We start from the raw sequence: 18,658 nt of genomic DNA on the forward strand, positions 1-18,658 counted from the left end.
GTCACTCCCTACTCTATGTCAAACAAACTGATTTCAGTGTCATCGGTTTGTTCTGCTTCTTTTGTTTTTTCCGCATCTAAAAGACTTTCTCCTGTTGGTGCAGAAGTGTCTTCTTCTGAACGATCTAAAATACTGCCATCTTCTTCCAATGTAAATTGAACATGTTGTTCAATCCATTTTCGACGAGGTTCGACTTTGTCGCCCATTAATGTGGTCACACGGCGTTCTGCTTGAGCTGCATCATCAATCCGAACACGAATTAAGGTTCTAGTTTCAGGATCCATCGTTGTTTCCCAAAGTTGTTCTGCATTCATTTCCCCCAGACCTTTATAGCGTTGGAGCATATAGCCTTTACCAACTTTATCAATCACTTCTGCCAATTCACCATCGGTCCAAGCATACTCAATGACTGATTTTTTTCCAGTTCCTTTAGAGACTTTATAAAGTGGTGGTAAGGCAATGTAGACTTTGCCGGCTTCAATTAATGGTTTCATATAACGATAGAAGAACGTTAATAGCAACACTTGAATATGGGCACCATCGGTATCCGCATCGGTCATGATGATGATTTTATCATAATTACAATCTTCAATTGAAAATTCAGGACCGACGCCTGCGCCAATTGTATAGATCATAGTATTGATTTCTTCGTTTTTCAAGATGTCTTGCATTTTCGCTTTTTCCGTATTAATGACTTTTCCTCGTAGCGGTAAAATGGCTTGAAACTTCCGGTCGCGTCCTTGTTTTGCTGAGCCACCGGCCGAGTCTCCTTCGACAAGATATAGTTCATTTTTCTTAGGATTTCTAGATTGAGCCGGTGTTAATTTTCCAGAAAGTAACGATTCACCTTTTTTCCGTTTTTTACCGTTCCGGCTTTCTTCACGAGCTTTGCGAGCCGCTTCACGGGCTTCACGGGCTTTAATCGCTTTCCGAATTAATGATTGACTCATTTCACTGTTTTCTTGTAAATAGAAGCCCATTTGTTCGCCTACGACGTTATCGACAACGGTTCTTGCTAAAGGTGTACCTAATTTCCCTTTGGTTTGGCCCTCGAACTGTAGTAAGTTTTCTGGTACTCGAATAGAAAGGACGGCTGCTAAGCCTTCGCGGAAGTCGCTACCTTCTAAATTTTTATCTTTTTCTTTTAATAGTCCCACTTTCCGTGCATATTCATTGTACGCCTTTGTCATTGACGTTTTCATACCGACTTCGTGGGTACCGCCATCTTTTGTGCGGACATTGTTAACGAAAGATAAAACATTTTCAGAATAGCCGTCGTTGTATTGATAGGCTAATTCAACTTCAATACCTTCTTTGGCTCCTGAAAAATAAACAACGGGTGTTAATGTATCTTTTTCTTCATTTAGATAGGCAACAAATTCTTTAATGCCTTCTTCGTAGTGAAAGACTTCTTCTTTGGGTTCTTCCCCACGTTCATCTGTTAAAGTAATTTTGACGCCTTTTAATAAGAAAGCTGATTCTCTCAAACGTTCTGCTAAAATTTCGTAAGAAAAATTTGTCGTAGAGAAAATGGTGTCGTCAGGTAAAAAAGTAACGGAGGTGCCGTTGCGTTTTTTTGTTTTGCCGATTTTTTTTAAGGTACCAACTGGTTTACCGCCGTCCTCAAATCGTTCCATGTATTCTACGCCATCACGAACAATATGAACTTCTAACCACTTAGATAAGGCATTAACAACACTGGCACCCACCCCATGGAGTCCGCCTGAAGTTTTATAGCCACCTTGGCCAAACTTACCACCCGCATGTAAGACAGTAAAAATAACTTCTACTGTTGGGATACCAGAAGCATGCATCCCTGTTGGCATTCCGCGGCCAGAGTCTGCAACACAAATACTATTATCTTTTTGGATAGTTACGTTGATTTCATTCCCGTAGCCAGATAACGCTTCATCGACTGCGTTATCGACAATTTCATAGACTAAGTGATGGAGTCCACGGCTATCGGTTGAACCGATATACATACCAGGTCTTTTCCTCACTGCTTCCAATCCTTCTAGGACTTGGATAGAGGCATCATTGTACTCATTGTTAATTTTTTTAGCCAAAGAAAAAACTCCTTATACTTAGATTCTCGTTTAGTTAATAAGCGTACATTAACTATTTCTTAAAGAATTAGAAGAAGAGTGAGCGGGTTTCTTGCGTTTTCCGTTCGCTCCTTCTAAAACCATCATTACAATAATACTCTATCTGGGTCAAAAAAAAAAGAGCTTTCCGTTCAGGACGCTCTTTCTTTATAAAATTACACGTGTTTATTCAGCATCTGCCATTTTTGCCAATTCAATTTTAATACAACGGTTCATAATAACTTGACGACCTTCATTTAATAACAAGTTCGCTGCCTCTTCATTTTCCAAACCTAGTTGGGCCCAAAAGACAGGCGCTTCTGTTTTCAATGTTTCTGCGGCCACTTCTGGCAAAAATTCACTCCGCCGAAAGACGTCAACAATATCAATCTTTTCAGGAATCTCTGTTAATGCCCCATAAACCGTTTCGCCAAGCACCGTTTCACCTTTTAAAACTGGATTGACAGGTAACACACGATAGCCATGTTGCTGTAAAATTTCCGCAATTTTGTAACTCGTGCGGTCGGGCTTGTTACTCAAACCAACTACCGCAATATTTTTTGCTTGTTTTAAAATATCAAAAATTTGATTTTGACTTGGATTCTCAAATGTCATTCACTCAACCCCTTTTTTCGTTCTTATTTATTATAACGCTGAGTAAAGGGTTTTGGCAAAATTATTCTCTGACTGCCGGTAAAATAATTATTGACTTTGCCAATCTGCTGGATAGGTCACGTAGACAAAGCGGGCATCACCCGTCACTGAAAATTGAATTTTGCTACTTTTCGGGATTAAAATAATTTCGCCGGCTGTTGCAGAAATTTTACGTCCGTCAATCAGTATATCTAATTGTCCTGAAATAATATAATCAATTTCATCGTATTCTAGTGTCCAGTCGAAGGTGGTATCTTTCATCACCATTAAACCGCAACCAAGGCGCTGGCTTTCTTCTAAAGAAAACAGATCTTTTGTGTAAACAATGTCCGCTGGGTTGCCTGTATCTAAGCGGTCGTCTTCTGTTACGTCGATTTCGGGTAATTTGATGGACATAATCCCACTTGGATCCACTTGTTTAGTCGGCATTAATTTTTCTGTGACAATTTGTCGAACAAGCGTTTCAATCATTTCACGATTTAATTCTGTCATATTTACACCTCATTATTTCACTTCTGTTTCGGGTTTCCCTAGCATTCGATTTGCCATAAAGATAGCCACAAAAATGGCGGTAATCCCTCCAACTAATTTGCCAACAATCATTGGAAAAATCATTTCTTTTGCTACGCCTGCAGTAAAACCAAGGTGGTCACCTAAAACGAAAGAAGCCGAAACAGCAAAAGCGATATTAATAATTTTTCCTCGATTATCCATGTCTTTTAACATTTGGAACATGGGAATATTGTTAGCTAATGTAGCAACCATTCCTGCAGCCGCTACTTCATTCATTCCTAAAACTTTTCCTAGTTTCATCAATGGTTTATTAAAGACTTTCGTAATCACTGCTACTAAACAGAAAGCGCCAGCTAAAGTTAAAGCAATCCCGCCAACGACTTCAATTCCTTCAGTAACTGGTGCAATGCCAGGAATCACTGTAATTCCTAATAATAGTTGAATCGCCCCGACAACTAAACCAAAGATAGCGACAATCACTACGCCTTGACCAAAAATTTGGAAGCCTTTAATCATGCCCTTTGGCGCTAACCATAAACCTAAAATAATTAAAGCAGCAACAATAATAATTGGAATTAAGTTAGGAATAATCAATGACAATGGCATGCCAGCTGTTAAACCGCCTGCTAATAAACCAAAAGGAATTGTAATAATCCCGCTCAAAACACCTGTTGCTAAGAATTGTTGGTCGTCTTTTTGGATAATGCCAAGCGCTACTGGAATTGTAAAGACTAACGTTGGCCCCATCATTGCACCTAAGATTGCCCCCGCAAATAAACCAGCTTGTGGATCATTGGCTAATTGTTGCGCTAACGCAAAGCCCCCCATATCATTAGCCAATAAGGTTGTGGCAAACATTGCTGGATCAGCCCCTAGTAATTCATAGACAGGAACGACAATCGGACTTAAAAGATTGGCTAAGACAGGCGCTAAAGTGATAATCCCTACCATAGAAAGCGCTAGAGAACCCATAGCCATAATCCCTTCCTCAAATTGCTCCCCTAAACCTAGTTTGTTGCCAATACATTTATCGATTCCTCCAATAATCATGAAAAGAACCATAATATACATAATAATTTCATTAATGCTCATGTCTCGTCCTCCCTATTCTTCCTCTGTAGAATCAATGACACCAACAATCATTGCATCAATTGGGACATTCGGATCTTCTGCCGAAATACGGGCAGCATTGCCTTGACTAATTAACACTTTGTCCCCGACACCAGCTCCAGCGTTGTCAGCAGCAATTAAAAATCCTTGCTTTTCGTCCTCTTGATTCAAAATATCAACCATCATAAATTTCCAGCCATTTAATTTTTCATCTTTTCTTGTTGACCAAAGGCTACCAGTCACTTTTCCTAAAAGCATCGTTTTTCCTCCTTACGTCAGCAATTGATGTTTCCTAGCATAATCTTTCGCTAACGGGGTTAAATAGGCATTTTTACTTAAAGAAACACCTGCTTCTGTCATTCTTATCAATTGTTTTTCAGTAATGTAGGTTCGTTTGGTCTCCGCCAAAGAACGAAGTTGTTTTTGACAGGCCGCCTGAAACACAGCGTAATTTTCTGAATCATGATAAAAAATCAGCCCAAACTGTTGGCACATGTCCACGTTTTCCTGAATCGTTTGTTTCAAACGATACTTCAATCGTGAATTTTTAGTCACTGAAGGTATTGGGGTTAAAACCAATACCGGCTTACCTTCAAATAAGAATGCTAAGATGTTTTTGACTAATTCATCCGTTTCCTGTAAATGCGCAATCGCATTTACTTGGGAAATCGTTAGCCTCTTTACAACCAAGCCTCGTGCTAGCTTCTGCTCCTTGGTTACCCAATTTACATCAGGAAAACGAACAAACATTTCTTCAGGCAATGCTTCTTTTGCTTCTGCTAAAGCCACTGAATAAGACGACGACAGCAATTGTTGGCAAATTCGATCAGTAATCTGTTGAATCAAATTTTCCATTTCAGAAACGTTCATTGTCCTTCCTCCTTTTACTTAAGAATATAGCCACGAGCTCCTTTGGTTAAGCCGCAAGCGTTGGCTTCATCGTAGTCAATGTGCATGTACGTTGCAAATCGCGGACTGATTCGCACAACTACATCATCAAAGATTAACGGACGTGTGCCTTCCACTTTGACTTGCACAATTTGGCTATTGCTTACTTTATTTTTCAAGGCGTCTTCGGGTGTCATGTGAATATGACGTTTGGCAACAATTAAGCCGTGACTTAATGTCACAACTGCTGATCCGTTCATCAGCGTGACGCCTGGTGTCCCTTCTGTCTTGCCACTCTCTCTAACTGGGGCATTAATTCCTAAAATACGTGTATCCGTCATAGAAACTTCGACTTGTGATTCGCTACGTTCAGGGCCTAAAATAACCACATTTTGAAAAAGTCCTTTAGGTCCAGCAACCGTAATTCGTTCTTTACAAACAAACTGTCCAGGTTGTGATAAATCTTTCACTTTTGTTAGTTGATATCCCGGTCCAAATAATGCATCAATCTCTTGACGAGACAAATGAACATGTCGGCCAGAAGCTTCAACTTCAAAAGTATTTTGTTGTTGTTGCTGAATTCGTTTAACAACTTCTTCAACAATTTCATTCATTGAATCCAATTTGTTCATCTCCTAGTTTCGTGATATTTCAGCCATGGTGCTAATTAATTCTGTAGCCCAAGATTGAAAAAGGCCGAACAGTTGTGATTCTCCTTTTAACTGGAGAATAATTTTATCTAGTTGTAATTGAATTTCTTTTGAGGAATAGCGCCATTGTCTCTGTTGGTTAGTTAGAATAGTTACCTTTGATTCCAAAATGACTGGTTCCATTACAAGCGACTGTTCTAAAATAAATTTCTCTAACCACAGTTGTTGTTGTTCGAAATATAACCAACCTTCTGTTGATAACGCTTCATTCGTTAAGAAAGGCAAATACAATAGATGGCTTAAGTGCCGAATCTCATAAATTGTTTCTTTTGATAAATGTTCTTGTTTTTGTTTTTGTGAGGAGGCCTTCACTGAATGAACCTCAGAAAGCAATGGGTTTGTTGAAGAGAAGCTGCTATTAATCCGATGCTCGCGTAGATAGCTTTTGGCGGCAGGCGTCAGAAAACTGCCTACAGGAAACACAAAATCCGTGCCATCTTCTAGTTCTTTTTTAAGCCTTTTGTTGCGAAGCATATCTTCTGTAATAACTGTCATAACACCCCTCCTCAATGAAAGTTTAGGACAGAAGTAATGCACCTACCTCTGCCCCAAAAAATCAAAATTATAATTCAGTTGTTGCGTGTGGTAAAATAGCGTCTACTTCTGTATGTGGACGTGGAATTACATGGACAGATAATAATTCGCCAACACGTTCTGCTGCGGCAGCACCAGCATCTGTTGCTGCTTTTACAGCACCAACGTCACCGCGAACCATTACTGTAACTAAACCGCCACCGACTTGTTCTTTTCCAATTAAAGTAACGTTTGCCGCTTTCACCATTGCATCGGCTGCTTCAACAGCACCTACTAAACCACGAGTTTCAATCATTCCTAAAGCATTTGTACTTGACATTATAATTTCCTCCTAAGATGTATGTTTTATTTTTAAAAATTTGGGACAATTAGCAATTTGACTTAGGTCCCAAACCCTAAATCCAATAATTCATTTATTTTACTCTTACTCGCTCGTTTCTTGTTAGTTTAAGCGAGCTAAAACTTGAGCCACCACGGCATTTACTAGTTCTTCTTGATTGGTTGTTTCGCAAGAAGTAGCCACAGATGTGGTTGGTGTTTGACCAAATTCTTGACGAATCTCTTCTAAATCACGCACGCCATAAGCAACACGACGTAAATTGAACAGATTTTCAACTCCAATATTATCAGAAGTTGAGCTGCCACCAACTGCGCCACAACCAAGTGTTAATGCTGGCACTAAGTTAGTTGAAGCACCAATGCCGCCAAGTGTACCCGAGGTGTTAACAAGCAAACGAGAGACGGGTTTTCTTAAGCCAAATTCACGAATGACTTCTTTGTTTTCTGTGTGAATACCCATCGTATGACCCGCACCTTCACCTTTCAAAATTTCAATTGATAACGCGCAAGCTGCTTCCCAGTTTTCAACTGTATAGAAAGCAATAATCGGTGCCAATTTTTCTCTTGAAAATGGATATTTCAAGCCTACATGTGTTTCCTCGGCAACAATTAAGCGGCGATCTTTTGGAATAGATAAACCAACTAATGAAGCAATATGTTGAACGGAACGACCCACGATTTGCGGGTTCATTGTACCGTTTGGTCGTAAAATAAATTTAGCTAATTTGTCGGCTTCGGCTGGACTTAAGAAATACGCGCCCTGCTTAATTAACTCTTCTTTGACCGCTTCACGGTTGACAGTTTCAACAATAATTGATTGTTCCGATGCACAAATTGTACCGTTATCGAAAGTTTTTGAATCCATTATTTGTTTCACTGCATGAGGAACATTTGCGCTTCGTTCGATGTAGGCTGGTCCATTACCAGGCCCAACACCGATTGCTGGTGTTCCAGAAGAGTACGCGGCTTTAACCATTGCGTTTCCACCAGTAGCTAAAATTAAATTTGTTTCTTTATTTTTCATTAATTCGCTGGTCGCTTGCATGGTTGGCGTTTTGATGACCGAGACACAACCTTCTGGTGCCCCTGCAGCAATAGCCGCTTTTTGGATAATTTCCACTGTTTCAATAATCGATTTCAACGCATTGGGATGTGGTGAAAAAACAATGCTGTTGGCAGCTTTTAATGAAATTAATGCTTTGTAAATGACTGTTGATGTCGGGTTGGTAGAAGGAATTAATCCTGCAATCACACCAACTGGGACAGCAATTTCAGTGACTTTTTTGGCAGCATCATCATGGATCACACCAACTGTAGCTTTGTCCTTCATTTCGTCATATACTACTTTTGAAGCGAAAGCATTTTTGATGATTTTATCTTCATAGATACCAAATCCTGTTTCTTCATTGGCCATTTTCGCTAACTTTTCTCGTTGGTTAAACGTAGCCTCTGAAACTGCTTGGACAATCGCATCGATTTGTTTTTGCGAAAATGTTGCTAATACTTGTTGTGCCTCTTTGGCTTTTCTGATTAAATTTCTTGTTTCTTGGATGGAACGTAAGTCTTTATCTACTAATTCCACTCGTCTTCACTTTTTTCTATTTCAGCCATGATTGCTTGAATTAAAGCTTCTTTATTGGCAAATTTAATCTCACTTTTCTTTAAACTACTTAGGTTCATTTTGTAGGCTTGTTTGCGTAAATCAACCACGCGTTGTGTTTCTAATTTTTGGCGTGTGCCAGTGTGTTCTTCCAAATCTGGTGTTTCAATCTCTTCTTCAATTACTTCTACTTGTTCCATCGGTTCAGGTGCTGACTTAGGTTCTGGATCTGATAAAATCACTTCCGTTTGAGCATCAACCCGTGAGATCACATGATGAGCAATTAAACAATTTAATTCTTTAGCTACTTCCGTGCCTACTTCAACGGCAGCTTGGACCGCGGCAACGTCACCAATCAGTTCCACAGTTGTTAAACCGCCATTAATAATTTCAGCTTTTAACAAAGTAACGTCGGCGGCTTTCAATGCCGCATCGGCCACACTAATGGCACCTAAAAATCCTTTGACTTCGACCATTCCTAATGCTTTCATTCAAGTCACATCCTTAATAACTCAACGGATTGTCAGCGATATTTTGAATGACTTGTTCAAACGCACTGCAAGCAGCTTTACATGCAGATTGACTACCTGTCAATAAGGCGCCGCCAAAGTTCGTTTCAGAAGGTGGGCCATAAAAGACACCCATTTGAACATCGGCAGCTTTCATTGCTGCATCTAAGCCAACCATTGCTTCTAGCGGTGGAGCAATCAGATAAGCAATCGCTTCACCTTCAGGAATATTCGCTTGTTCAGATAAAAAGCTACCCGTTCTTGACACTACATGTGCAAAATAAACAATACTGTCATCTTCGTTAGCACTATAGAAGCTGGCTTCTTCTTCAATGACTTGCGTAATGACACTCAAGCCACTATTGACTTCGGCAGGACTCGGACCAGCAATAATGCCAATCACTTCACCGGCTAATTTGGTTGAAGCATTTGCTGCGCCAGCATACATACTTTTACCGTAAACTACAGTAACATCGGCGGCTTTGGTTGCTTCATCTAATGCAACATAAGTGACATCATCACAATCGGAAGTAACAATTCCTAATGAGCGATGTTCTGGTTTCAATGATAATTCTTTTGCTAATGCCGGATCGACATTGGGAATGACTTTCATACTTAGGACATTTGCGCCTAGACGATCATTTTTCATGAGAAATCCTCCTTTATTCAGCTTCTTTTAAATCAATACCAGATTTTTTCTTGTCTAACATTTTTTTGATAATTTCGGCAATGTAGGCCCCTGCTTCAACAGCCGGTGTCCCACCTTTGTGAATATTTGAAATAACTGTCCGCCGTGCTTCTGGCATACCGACAGTTGGTTTGTAGGCAATGTAGGCACTCATAGATTCTGCTGTTACTAAACCAGGACGTTCGCCAACTAGCAAGCAAACAACATCAGCGTCAGTGATTTCACCAATTTTATCCATTGCTGGCACACGACAATATTTAACAAAAACTACATTGTCGAAATCTAAGTTGTACATGTTTAATCCTTGTTTAATTGCTGGTAGGACTTCTTTAATATTCGCTTCGATAGCAGCTGAACTAAGGCCATCCCCTACGACCATTTGGATTTTGGCTTTTGGTGTCGTATTTTTCCGAATGATTTCACTATTTTCTTCATCAAATTGACGACCATAATCTGGACGTGTTAAATATTCATCTTTACTATTACAGATTGTTTTTGTAGAAATAAAATTCATTTCTTTTACCAAATCTTCGCTTACGTCTGAAAAGACTGCATCTTGTGCTGCCGCATGGTCCGCTCGGAAACGTAATGTTGAACTAGTCATATAACGCGTCCCTGCACGACCAACGCCTAAACGAGCTGGCGAGAAAGCTTTCATTTTTAATAGTGCTTCAGGATCTACGGCATTTTTCAATAGTAATTGTTTACGTAAATCTACTTCAGTAATGTCAGGAATTAGGCCTTCTTCAATTTCTGTCGTTTCAGTGACGTGTGTTGTGACTGGTTTTTCTTCAGCAGTCACAGTGGCAGTCGAAACCGCTTGATTGTCAGCGACCATTTCTGTTAAAATTCCGGCAATCATTTCTTTTAATTCTTTTTCGTTCATTTGTATTCTCACCTCGTTTATTTAATAAATACAGATGCATCGCCAGCGCGACTTGTTAATTTTCCGTTTTCCATTAAGCCCATTTTTTCCATCCATTCTTCAAATTCTTTAATTGGACGTAAGCCTAATGTTTCACGAATCGTCGCAGTTTCATGGAACCCAGTTGTTTGATAATTTAACATGACATCATCGCCATGAGGAATCCCCATGATATACGTACAACCAGCTGTTGCTAATAACATTGCTAAGTTTTCCATATCATTTTGATCAGCTTTCATATGGTTGGTGTAGCAGACATCACAGCCCATTGAAATTCCAGTTAATTTTCCCATGAAATGATCTTCTAAACCAGCGCGGATGACTTGTTTTGAATCGTAAAGATATTCTGGTCCAATAAAGCCGACAACGGTATTTACAATATACGGATCAAATTTTTTGGCTAAGCCATAACAACGCGCTTCCATTGTCACTTGGTCTGCGCCAAAGTTTGCTTCAGAAGAAAGTTCTGAGCCTTGACCTGTTTCAAAATACATCACATTAGGACCAGCTGCTTGACCACTGTGAAGCGCTAAATCTTGTGCTTCAGCTAAAATTTCTGCATTTAAACCAAATGCTGTGTTCCCTTTTTCTGAACCAGCGATGGATTGAAAGACTAAGCCAGTTGGCGCGCCTTGACGCATGGCTTCCATTTGTGTCGTTACGTGAGCAAGCACGCAAGTTTGTGTTGGAATTTCCCATTCGCTGCGGAACTCTTCAAATTTGTTTAAGATCCGTTTAACACTTTCTGTAGAATCATCAACAGGATTCAAACCAATTAACGCGTCACCGGCGCCATAAGAAAGACCTTCCATAACTGAAGCCATAATGCCATCGACATTATCGGTTGGATGGTTCGGCTGTAAACGATTTGAAAAAGTTCCGGGACGGCCAATCGTTGTGTTGGCGGTTTTTTCAATATTGATTTTTTTTGCGCCAACAATTAGATCCATGTTGGACATTAATTTACAGACAGCAGCAATCATTTCTGAAGTGAGTCCACGGGAAATTCGTTTGATATCAAAATCGGTTGTTTCCGAAGATAAGATAAATTCGCGTAATTCTGCGACTGTCCAATGTTTAATACTTTCAAAAATTCGCATATTGACTTGGTCAATAATAATGCGTGTCACTTCGTCTTCGTCATAATCAACAACGGGATTGTTAAACAAGTCATTTAAGGACAATTCCGATAAAACGACTTTCGCTGCCACGCGTTCTTCGGCTGAATTAGCAGCTACGCCAGCTAACTTGTCGCCAGACTTTTCTTCATTGGCTTTGGCTAAGACTTCTTTAACGGATGTAAATTGATAGACTTTGCCAAATAGTTTGGTTTTTAAAATCATCTTTGTGTCGCTCCTTTTTAATTAAATACTAAGGTCTTAACAATGACTGGAAGGACGGCTCCTTCTGCCACTGGTAAACCGATATCTACATAATCACCGTTTTCTACTTTGACCGAATCAAGACAGATAAACGGATAGTCTTTTGGCAGATGGGCACTTAAGGCATGCCCTAAAGCTTTCGCCATGTCTTCATCCACCATAACAATAATGGGAATTTGTTCAGCAACTAAACTAGCTAATCCTTCCACAATCCCTTGACCATAGCGTTGAATATCAGCAAATGTTGGATTGCTCATGCCTCTAATTGCTAGGGCAATCTGGGGCGTTTCTTCAATACGATGCCAATTGAGTTTTTCTTGGATTCGCTGGCCTAGTTCTGTCACAGTAAGGGTTTCATCCTCTTGCGCTAATTTTAGAATTGGGATATTTTTTACCGGCAAAATTTGCTCACGATAAGCGATCGTGCTTCCGCTAATTTCAGCAGTATGTGAACCTGCTCCGACGACCGTCGCTCGGATTGTTTCTGCGCTTTCTAAGACTTCTTTTTCCGAAAAAACCAGTGACTTTCTCAAGTATTTCCCTAAAAGTAAGCCGATGTCCCCATATTTAAAGAGATTCGTACTTGTCGTATTTAAGCAATCAGCCACACCACCAGAAAATGTTACAATTGGTAATTCCTCAGCTTTTCGTAGTGGATGGTTGGTTACTAATAACTGGTAGAACGGACTTTGTGTCCCCAAGCCAATGCTATTTTCTAACACGGCAACTAATTCCAAAATAATTGGCAGTAAGTTTTGTTCGGTGGCTTGGTCACCAAGGTGCAAGGTTAGCCCTTTTTTATTTATAATTTCTTGAATCTTCGGAGCTATATAGGTGATTTTTTGTTGTTGATCTAATTTAATTAAGCGTCCGCCAATGTCGAAACAAGCCGTATCAATCACTTCACCATCTTTAAAGACAGCTAAATTTGTCGTTCCCCCACCAATGTCTAAATTAACCACTGGTTTGCGTTTCGTTTCAGAATAAGTTTGAGCACCAGCGCCTTTCCCAGCAATGATACTTTCTAAATCAGGACCAGCCGTAGCAACGACAAAATCACCTGCATAGCCACTAAGTGCTCGTAGCACATTGTTGGCATTGCTTTTTCGAGCAGTTTCACCTGTGATAATTACCGCACCCATTTGAATATCTTGTTTATGAATGCCTGCTTGGCGATATTGCTCCGCTACAAACGCTTTGATAGGTTCTGCATCAATTTCTGATTGGTTAAGTAAGGGTGTAAAGATAATGTCACTTCGGTAAATGACTTTTTTATCAGAAATGCTGATACGTGGTACTGTAAACGCAGAGGCAAAATTTTCAACAGTTAATTCTGACAAGACTAATTGGGTTGTAGACGTCCCTAAATCAATCCCTACGGTTAAAAGTGTTTCCTTCGACATCGCCTGACTCGCCTCCTTTTGCATACAAAAAGGCACTTAAAGAATCGTTAGAAAATTTCTTTCTACTTTTCTTTAAGCGCCTTTGCTTAATCAATGAACAACATCACTGGTGTTCTGTTCGAAATAGAAACAGGTTTTAGTTCCCTGTTTATTGGATTCAATTGTAATTTTTCCTTTTAATTTATCTTTTACGTAGCTTTTGACAATCATCAAACCTAAACTGGTCTCGTTACTTTGATGAACGTCATAGCCTTTACCATTATCTGTAACAGTAATGGTAATCATTTTATTATCTAATGTTCCACTAAGTTTAACAACGCCACTTGTTTGTGGCTCAAATGCGTGATCAAAAATGTTTTGTAATAGTTCGTTGACAACAAGGGAAATGGTGACCATTTGTTCGCTAGAAACCATAATGGCTGGATCAACATCCATCATCATCTCAATGGGTTGTGCGCCTTGAAAAAGATGTCTAAAATTATACATCACTGCTTCCAATGTTTGCCGTAAAGCAACGTCATCTTTGACTTGTTTTGACAGCAATTCATGGGTGGCTGCAATCGCCATAATTCGATTGACACTTTCATGAAGGACTTTCTTTGCTTCGGGGCTTTGCGTTCGCCGTTCTTGAATACGCAATAAGGAAACCACCGATTGCAAGTTATTTTTAACACGATGATGAATTTCACGAATCGCAACAGATTTGGAAATAATTTCCGCTTCTTTTTCTTTAAATTCTGTATTGTCTTGAATAATCATAATCAGTTGTTCTTCTGATGCCAACCACACTTTCCGAACCTTAAAATAATAATTAAGGTAGGTCGTTTTGCTTTCAATTGGTTGATTACTCATTTTATATTTCATTTGATACAACACATATTCAAAAGTTGTATAATCGATGGACAAATTGTCATAATTCATTCCAATGATATTATCCCGATAACCAAGTTTGCGATAAAGCTCTTGTGCATTGTGATTGGTAATTAATAAGTGACCCGCCGCATCAAAAATCAAAACGGCTTCTGCCAATTGATCAATAAATAATGCGTCGACTTGACTAGTTGATTTCGCTACTTTTGCTAACTGGCAGTTATTTAGCTCCTCTTTTTGTAAATCCGCTTGAATCTCTTCATCTGCCGCAATCTCGACAATAATGACACCAATCGTTCGATGTTCATTGCGAATGGGATAGATATTTTGCTTAATCAAACGATTTTCCTGAGTCACTGCTAACAAACCAATGCTATTTAAGCTAGTTTGCATGGTACGCAGAACACCAGGTTCATTTTTTAATAAAGCTTCCATCCCGACGACATCTCCGCTATATAAAGAAGTTGTCTTCGCAGGCGGCTTATGATAAACGACTAGTGCTTGCTGTGACATTTCCTTATACACATCAATAAAAACATCTGCACTTTGATAGAGTGTTGTCGAAGAAAGATAACGTGCTGTACGTTGTAATTCTTTAATGTCTGATTCTGAAAGATTGGTATATTGGTGACATAATTGCTCTAATCGTTTCATTTATTCATCATCCATTACAATCAATTCTGCAATTTCACTCATACGTGCGCGTTTGTTCATACTTAACGTACGCAACATTTGGTAGGCTTCTTCTTCCGATATATGATTTTCTTTTACAAGAATACCTTTGGCTTTTTCGATAATTTTACGTTCTTCTAATTTTAAACTTAATTTATCGATTTGATTTAGTAACAGCTGCGTTTGTTTGCCTCGTTCAATGCTCATTTCAATTGTAGGTATTAATGATTTTTCATCTAGAGGTTTAACTAAATAACCCAGTGCGCCTAATTTTTTAGCTTTGTCCGTATTTTGTACGTCACTGTATGCAGATAAAAAGACAATACTACTGGCTAGTTGGTCTTGAACAATTTTTTTACCTGCTTTTAGACCATCTAAAATTGGCATTTGAATGTCCATTAATACTAGGTCAGGTTGTGTTTTTTTACATACTTCAATTGCTTCAAAACCATCAGCTGCTTCACCGACTACTTCGTACCCTGCTTCTATCACAATATCACGAATATCGAGTCTCGTAATAGGTTCATCATCGACTATTACAATTCGTCCATCCATTTTCTTCACGCCCTTGTCCTTTCAACGCTATGTTCTGGTAATTTTACAAGTTACAGAAAAGTTTAAAATCTGTTGTAAACCTTCAATCACCGCTTGTAAGGCTGCTTCCACTGAGCTTACGTCACCAGAAATGACTACCGATCCAGAAAAACGATCAATAAAACCGATTTGGATATCTCCGCTTTTAGTCGCAATATCAACAGCGATAATTGCCGCTTCGCTCGGAGTGATTGTCAAAATACCTAGTGCATTGCTGGTGCCTTCTGGCAATCCTAATTTTGTATAAATTTCTTTATTAGGACTAGCAATGATGTGCGCTAACGTTACTTGTTTCCCAGGAACATATTCTTGAATCATTCGTTGTTTTTCTTCCAACCAGACTCGCTCCTTTAATTTAGCAAATAAAAAATCCTCAATAAAAAACGTAAAGGTTCCACTTTCGCTTTCTACTAAGGAGCTTCTTTGCTCTTAAATTTTGAAGCACGCCGTTGTGCTACCCACATTATATGTTATCGATTTCATCCTGTCAATCGCTTATAAGATAGAATTTAAAATTTTTGTCACTTCTGCTGCCGTTGGTTGGACAGGATTTGTTTTGGTGCAGCCATCCATCAATGCGCCTTCAGCTATTTTTGGGATCGCAGCTTGGACTTCTTCTTTTGGTAAACCATAATCACTAAAAGTGGCAGGCATGTTTAATTTTTGACGGAGTTGCTTGATTTGTCGAATAAATTGTTGAACACCAATCCGTGCATTGGTTGTCTGTGTATCATTTAGACAATTTGCTAACTGCGCATAACGTTTGGCTGTTGGTTCGTTGGTGACTTTGCCATTCGCTAAGCCACTGTTATATGCAATGACTTCAGGTAAGAGCATTGCATTCATTCGTCCATGTGGCACATGTAAACGCGCACCGGCCGCATGAGCAATACCGTGATTCAAGCCTAACGAAGTAACATTAAACGCCATCCCTGCCATACATGAAGCTAAATGCATATTTTCACGGGCTTGTTGGTTGCTACCCTCATTAAAGGCTATTTCTAAATTGTCGAATACCAAGCGAACGACTTTTTCGCACAACGCATCTGAAATCGGATTTGCTTCTGTTGAAACATACGCTTCAATAACATGCGTTAAGACGTCCATTCCTGTATCCGCTGTGATTTTTGGTGGCACACTCATCACTAAATTTGTATCTAAAATCGCAATTTCTGGTTGAATTTCATCTGTTACAAGCGGGATTTTGGTGCCAGTTTCAGCAACCGTAATCACTGAAAAATTCGTAACTTCTGAACCAGTCCCACTAGTTGTAGGAACCGCAATAAACTCAGCAATCTGAGTTTGCAAAGTACGTTTGCCAAAAAATTTCATTGCTTTGGCCGCATCAATAGCGGATCCCCCACCTAAAGCTAATATCGTATCTCCTTGAAATGCCGCTAAATGCTTAATTCCCGCAGCAATCTTATCAATTGGTGGATCGGGGATGATATCACTAAAAATTTGCCATTCACTTTTTGTTAAATGCTTTGTCACTTCATTCACAAATCCAGAGTCAACCATGAATGGATCTGTGACAATGAAAACACGTCTATCATGAAGTGTTTCCAAATTGGCTAATGCGCCTTCTCCTACCCATAGTTCGGTAGGGAAATGAATTGTTTTCATCTCAATTCCTCCTTAATAAAATACAAAAAGACACTTCAAACAAACGAAAAATCATCTGTCTGAAGCGTCTTTGCTTCCTTATGTATACGCCATTGTACACGAAACCTTATCCATAGAGTACAACGCCTTTAATTAATTGTCAATAAAAAAGGGAATATAGCAGTACGTCATTGTACCTGAAATCTCCTTCAACATTGAAAGACCAGCCCAAAATTCCCAAAAGCACTTCCTCGTGCCATTAATTGGATTAATACAAATATCTTGGGCTGGATTTTCAACACAAGCGTTGTTAAGAAACATCCTGTTTTGCCTCGAAACAGCATGCCCAATAATGAAAAAATGAAAAGACCTGACTTAAAAGCAACCTTGCTTCTTCACAGTGGCGGGACCGTGCCAGATTCTCACTGGCTTCCATTCATATTTTTCATAAAATATTCGTTTAATCTATCTGAAATTTACCATAAGTTTTTTAGAAAAGCAACTGTTTACAATCCATCTTCTTTAATTTTGTGGAAAACTTTTTCGCTTCGTTCATAAAAAACATCAGGTCGTTGTGCTTGAACATTTAAATAGCGAGCCAACGCATAAAAATAATCTGATAAACGATTGGTAAAAATTAATACCTCTTCGTTAATTTTGGCTGTCCAATTTAAACGAACAATGATGCGTTCTGCGCGCCGTGCAATCGTCCGAGCCACATGAACCATACTGGCTGCTGGGGTTCCGCCAGGTAAAATAAAACGATCAATATCTGGTGATTGTGCAGTGTAGAAATCAATCCGCTGTTCTAGCCAATGCACACTTTCCTTTTGTAATTTAAATGGTCGTTGTGCTTCAATCGGTGTTGACAAATCTGTTCCCGCATCAAAAAGTAAATGTTGTAAAGCTTCTAGTTCTTCTTTAATTTCTTGATTTTCTTGTGGAAGTTGGCTGATAATATAGCCGACCCAAGAATTCAATTCATCAATCGTTCCATAACTTTCAACTCGATCAGAATCCTTAGCGACGGTTGAGCTGCCGACTAATTTCGTCATTCCCTTATCGCCAGTTTTTGTATAAATTTTCATTCTGCTTCATCCTCCTCTAAATAATCTACTAATTCTTGCAAGCCAATTTTTTCAACAGAAGAAATTTCAAAAATTCTTGTTGCACCCGCACTTTTTAATTGTTGCCGAACAATCTCTAACTGCTGAGAATCTTTTGCTAAATCAATCTTGGTTAAAATACCAATGATTTCTTTCGGGAAAATACTACCAAATCCTGGTGAAAAAACTTGTTGTGTTTCTACAGCACTTTGGACCAAACCGATCACATCTGCTTCTGCCGCTGTGACGTTTAACGCATTATAATATTGCCGATGCAAAATAAACTCGCCCGGTGTATCAATCATTTCTGCATGAAATTCCACCGCCTGTGTTTTATCATAAATTAATTCTTTGCCTTGCAGAGCTTGACATAACGTGGTTTTGCCACACCCGATAGCTCCCATTAGAATGATTCGTTTCATCGCTACCTCCATAAAAAAGGAGCCCAAAGCAAGTACCATCACGTACTTAG

Annotated in this window: 21 protein-coding genes and 1 riboswitch; all 21 genes read right to left on the minus strand. The window is 39.3% G+C overall.

Translation table 11 applies throughout. The features are described 5' to 3' along the window. Nucleotides 1–8: 8 nt before the first annotated feature. The 21 genes from parE to IGJ90_RS07155 all read right to left on the minus strand — a co-directional run bounded on the left by parE (nt 9) and on the right by IGJ90_RS07155 (nt 18,608). Nucleotides 9–2,066, minus strand: a complete 2,058-nt coding sequence (gene parE / locus IGJ90_RS07055) for a DNA topoisomerase IV subunit B (protein ID WP_002381887.1) — start codon at nt 2,064–2,066, stop codon at nt 9–11. A 204-nt stretch (nt 2,067–2,270) separates the two neighbouring features. Further along, nucleotides 2,271–2,699, minus strand: coding sequence for a CoA-binding protein (locus IGJ90_RS07060; protein ID WP_002360261.1), 429 nt, complete (start codon nt 2,697–2,699; stop codon nt 2,271–2,273). Between the two features lie 87 nt (nt 2,700–2,786). Continuing rightward, a complete protein-coding gene (locus IGJ90_RS07065) occupies nt 2,787–3,230 on the minus strand; it encodes an ethanolamine utilization protein EutQ (RefSeq protein WP_002366716.1) in 444 nt (147 codons plus the stop codon). Between the two features lie 12 nt (nt 3,231–3,242). Then, nucleotides 3,243–4,343, minus strand: coding sequence for an ethanolamine utilization protein EutH (gene eutH, locus IGJ90_RS07070; protein ID WP_002357520.1), 1,101 nt, complete (start codon nt 4,341–4,343; stop codon nt 3,243–3,245). 12 nt (nt 4,344–4,355) lie between these two features. After that, complete coding sequence (locus IGJ90_RS07075; protein ID WP_002357519.1) at nt 4,356–4,619, minus strand: EutN/CcmL family microcompartment protein; 264 nt, start codon at nt 4,617–4,619, stop codon at nt 4,356–4,358. A 12-nt stretch (nt 4,620–4,631) separates the two neighbouring features. After that, complete coding sequence (locus IGJ90_RS07080) at nt 4,632–5,231, minus strand: TIGR02536 family ethanolamine utilization protein (protein WP_438767863.1); 600 nt, start codon at nt 5,229–5,231, stop codon at nt 4,632–4,634. A 14-nt stretch (nt 5,232–5,245) separates the two neighbouring features. Then, on the minus strand, nt 5,246–5,881 hold the full coding sequence (gene eutD, locus IGJ90_RS07085; protein WP_002357516.1) for an ethanolamine utilization phosphate acetyltransferase EutD: 636 nt from the start codon (nt 5,879–5,881) through the stop codon (nt 5,246–5,248). 3 nt (nt 5,882–5,884) lie between these two features. Continuing rightward, entirely contained in the window at nt 5,885–6,454 is a 570-nt protein-coding gene (locus IGJ90_RS07090) for a hypothetical protein (RefSeq protein WP_025186619.1), read from the minus strand. Between the two features lie 67 nt (nt 6,455–6,521). Further along, a complete protein-coding gene (locus tag IGJ90_RS07095; RefSeq protein ID WP_002357513.1) occupies nt 6,522–6,812 on the minus strand; it encodes a BMC domain-containing protein in 291 nt (96 codons plus the stop codon). A gap of 123 nt (nt 6,813–6,935) precedes the next feature. After that, entirely contained in the window at nt 6,936–8,414 is a 1,479-nt protein-coding gene (locus tag IGJ90_RS07100) for an acetaldehyde dehydrogenase (acetylating) (RefSeq protein ID WP_002366722.1), read from the minus strand. Next, the gene (locus IGJ90_RS07105) at nt 8,405–8,923 is read right to left on the minus strand and encodes a BMC domain-containing protein (RefSeq protein WP_438767865.1); all 519 of its coding nucleotides are present in this window, start codon (nt 8,921–8,923) and stop codon (nt 8,405–8,407) included. Before IGJ90_RS07105 ends, IGJ90_RS07100 begins: the two co-directional genes overlap by 10 nt. A gap of 13 nt (nt 8,924–8,936) precedes the next feature. Further along, a complete protein-coding gene (eutL, locus tag IGJ90_RS07110) occupies nt 8,937–9,590 on the minus strand; it encodes an ethanolamine utilization microcompartment protein EutL (protein WP_002357509.1) in 654 nt (217 codons plus the stop codon). Nucleotides 9,591–9,603: 13 nt separating this feature from the next. Further along, nucleotides 9,604–10,515, minus strand: coding sequence for an ethanolamine ammonia-lyase subunit EutC (gene eutC, locus IGJ90_RS07115; protein WP_002363986.1), 912 nt, complete (start codon nt 10,513–10,515; stop codon nt 9,604–9,606). 17 nt (nt 10,516–10,532) lie between these two features. After that, nucleotides 10,533–11,897, minus strand: a complete 1,365-nt coding sequence (locus IGJ90_RS07120) for an ethanolamine ammonia-lyase subunit EutB (protein ID WP_002357506.1) — start codon at nt 11,895–11,897, stop codon at nt 10,533–10,535. 17 nt (nt 11,898–11,914) lie between these two features. After that, on the minus strand, nt 11,915–13,363 hold the full coding sequence (eutA, locus tag IGJ90_RS07125; protein WP_025186620.1) for an ethanolamine ammonia-lyase reactivating factor EutA: 1,449 nt from the start codon (nt 13,361–13,363) through the stop codon (nt 11,915–11,917). Nucleotides 13,364–13,429: 66 nt separating this feature from the next. Continuing rightward, nucleotides 13,430–14,863 (minus strand): sensor histidine kinase, encoded by a 1,434-nt coding sequence (locus IGJ90_RS07130; RefSeq protein WP_002366726.1) that lies wholly within the window; start codon nt 14,861–14,863, stop codon nt 13,430–13,432. Next, complete coding sequence (locus tag IGJ90_RS07135) at nt 14,864–15,436, minus strand: ANTAR domain-containing response regulator (protein WP_002357503.1); 573 nt, start codon at nt 15,434–15,436, stop codon at nt 14,864–14,866. A 27-nt stretch (nt 15,437–15,463) separates the two neighbouring features. Then, complete coding sequence (eutS, locus tag IGJ90_RS07140) at nt 15,464–15,811, minus strand: ethanolamine utilization microcompartment protein EutS (protein WP_002345864.1); 348 nt, start codon at nt 15,809–15,811, stop codon at nt 15,464–15,466. A gap of 159 nt (nt 15,812–15,970) precedes the next feature. Then, complete coding sequence (locus tag IGJ90_RS07145) at nt 15,971–17,101, minus strand: 1-propanol dehydrogenase PduQ (protein ID WP_002366727.1); 1,131 nt, start codon at nt 17,099–17,101, stop codon at nt 15,971–15,973. Between the two features lie 291 nt (nt 17,102–17,392). Next, a riboswitch (adenosylcobalamin (AdoCbl) riboswitch) is annotated at nt 17,393–17,542 on the minus strand. 44 nt (nt 17,543–17,586) lie between these two features. Continuing rightward, complete coding sequence (locus tag IGJ90_RS07150) at nt 17,587–18,168, minus strand: cob(I)yrinic acid a,c-diamide adenosyltransferase (RefSeq protein ID WP_002360247.1); 582 nt, start codon at nt 18,166–18,168, stop codon at nt 17,587–17,589. Further along, nucleotides 18,165–18,608 carry a EutP/PduV family microcompartment system protein gene (locus tag IGJ90_RS07155; RefSeq protein ID WP_002366728.1) on the minus strand — a complete coding sequence of 148 codons (444 nt, stop codon included), beginning with the start codon at nt 18,606–18,608 and terminating at the stop codon, nt 18,165–18,167. Before IGJ90_RS07155 ends, IGJ90_RS07150 begins: the two co-directional genes overlap by 4 nt. Nucleotides 18,609–18,658: the final 50 nt, after the last annotated feature.

Origin of the sequence: Enterococcus sp. AZ129, from assembly GCF_051714505.1 — a bacterium.
In the GTDB taxonomy this organism is placed as follows: Bacteria; Bacillota; Bacilli; order Lactobacillales; family Enterococcaceae; genus Enterococcus; species Enterococcus faecalis.

What these genes read in the sequence shown, in the direction of transcription:
- IGJ90_RS07060 (WP_002360261.1), bottom strand. Translation starts at nt 2,699, where the DNA reads ATGACATTTGAGAATCCAAGTCAAAATCAAATTTTTGATATTTTAAAA.
- IGJ90_RS07065 (WP_002366716.1), bottom strand. Translation starts at nt 3,230, where the DNA reads ATGACAGAATTAAATCGTGAAATGATTGAAACGCTTGTTCGACAAATT.
- eutH (WP_002357520.1), bottom strand. Translation starts at nt 4,343, where the DNA reads ATGAGCATTAATGAAATTATTATGTATATTATGGTTCTTTTCATGATT.
- IGJ90_RS07075 (WP_002357519.1), bottom strand. Translation starts at nt 4,619, where the DNA reads ATGCTTTTAGGAAAAGTGACTGGTAGCCTTTGGTCAACAAGAAAAGAT.
- IGJ90_RS07080 (WP_438767863.1), bottom strand. Translation starts at nt 5,231, where the DNA reads ATGAACGTTTCTGAAATGGAAAATTTGATTCAACAGATTACTGATCGA.
- eutD (WP_002357516.1), bottom strand. Translation starts at nt 5,881, where the DNA reads ATGAACAAATTGGATTCAATGAATGAAATTGTTGAAGAAGTTGTTAAA.
- IGJ90_RS07090 (WP_025186619.1), bottom strand. Translation starts at nt 6,454, where the DNA reads ATGACAGTTATTACAGAAGATATGCTTCGCAACAAAAGGCTTAAAAAA.
- IGJ90_RS07095 (WP_002357513.1), bottom strand. Translation starts at nt 6,812, where the DNA reads ATGTCAAGTACAAATGCTTTAGGAATGATTGAAACTCGTGGTTTAGTA.
- IGJ90_RS07105 (WP_438767865.1), bottom strand. Translation starts at nt 8,923, where the DNA reads ATGAAAGCATTAGGAATGGTCGAAGTCAAAGGATTTTTAGGTGCCATT.
- eutL (WP_002357509.1), bottom strand. Translation starts at nt 9,590, where the DNA reads ATGAAAAATGATCGTCTAGGCGCAAATGTCCTAAGTATGAAAGTCATT.
- eutC (WP_002363986.1), bottom strand. Translation starts at nt 10,515, where the DNA reads ATGAACGAAAAAGAATTAAAAGAAATGATTGCCGGAATTTTAACAGAA.
- IGJ90_RS07120 (WP_002357506.1), bottom strand. Translation starts at nt 11,897, where the DNA reads ATGATTTTAAAAACCAAACTATTTGGCAAAGTCTATCAATTTACATCC.
- eutA (WP_025186620.1), bottom strand. Translation starts at nt 13,363, where the DNA reads ATGCAAAAGGAGGCGAGTCAGGCGATGTCGAAGGAAACACTTTTAACC.
- IGJ90_RS07130 (WP_002366726.1), bottom strand. Translation starts at nt 14,863, where the DNA reads ATGAAACGATTAGAGCAATTATGTCACCAATATACCAATCTTTCAGAA.
- IGJ90_RS07135 (WP_002357503.1), bottom strand. Translation starts at nt 15,436, where the DNA reads ATGGATGGACGAATTGTAATAGTCGATGATGAACCTATTACGAGACTC.
- IGJ90_RS07145 (WP_002366727.1), bottom strand. Translation starts at nt 17,101, where the DNA reads ATGAAAACAATTCATTTCCCTACCGAACTATGGGTAGGAGAAGGCGCA.
- IGJ90_RS07150 (WP_002360247.1), bottom strand. Translation starts at nt 18,168, where the DNA reads ATGAAAATTTATACAAAAACTGGCGATAAGGGAATGACGAAATTAGTC.
- IGJ90_RS07155 (WP_002366728.1), bottom strand. Translation starts at nt 18,608, where the DNA reads ATGAAACGAATCATTCTAATGGGAGCTATCGGGTGTGGCAAAACCACG.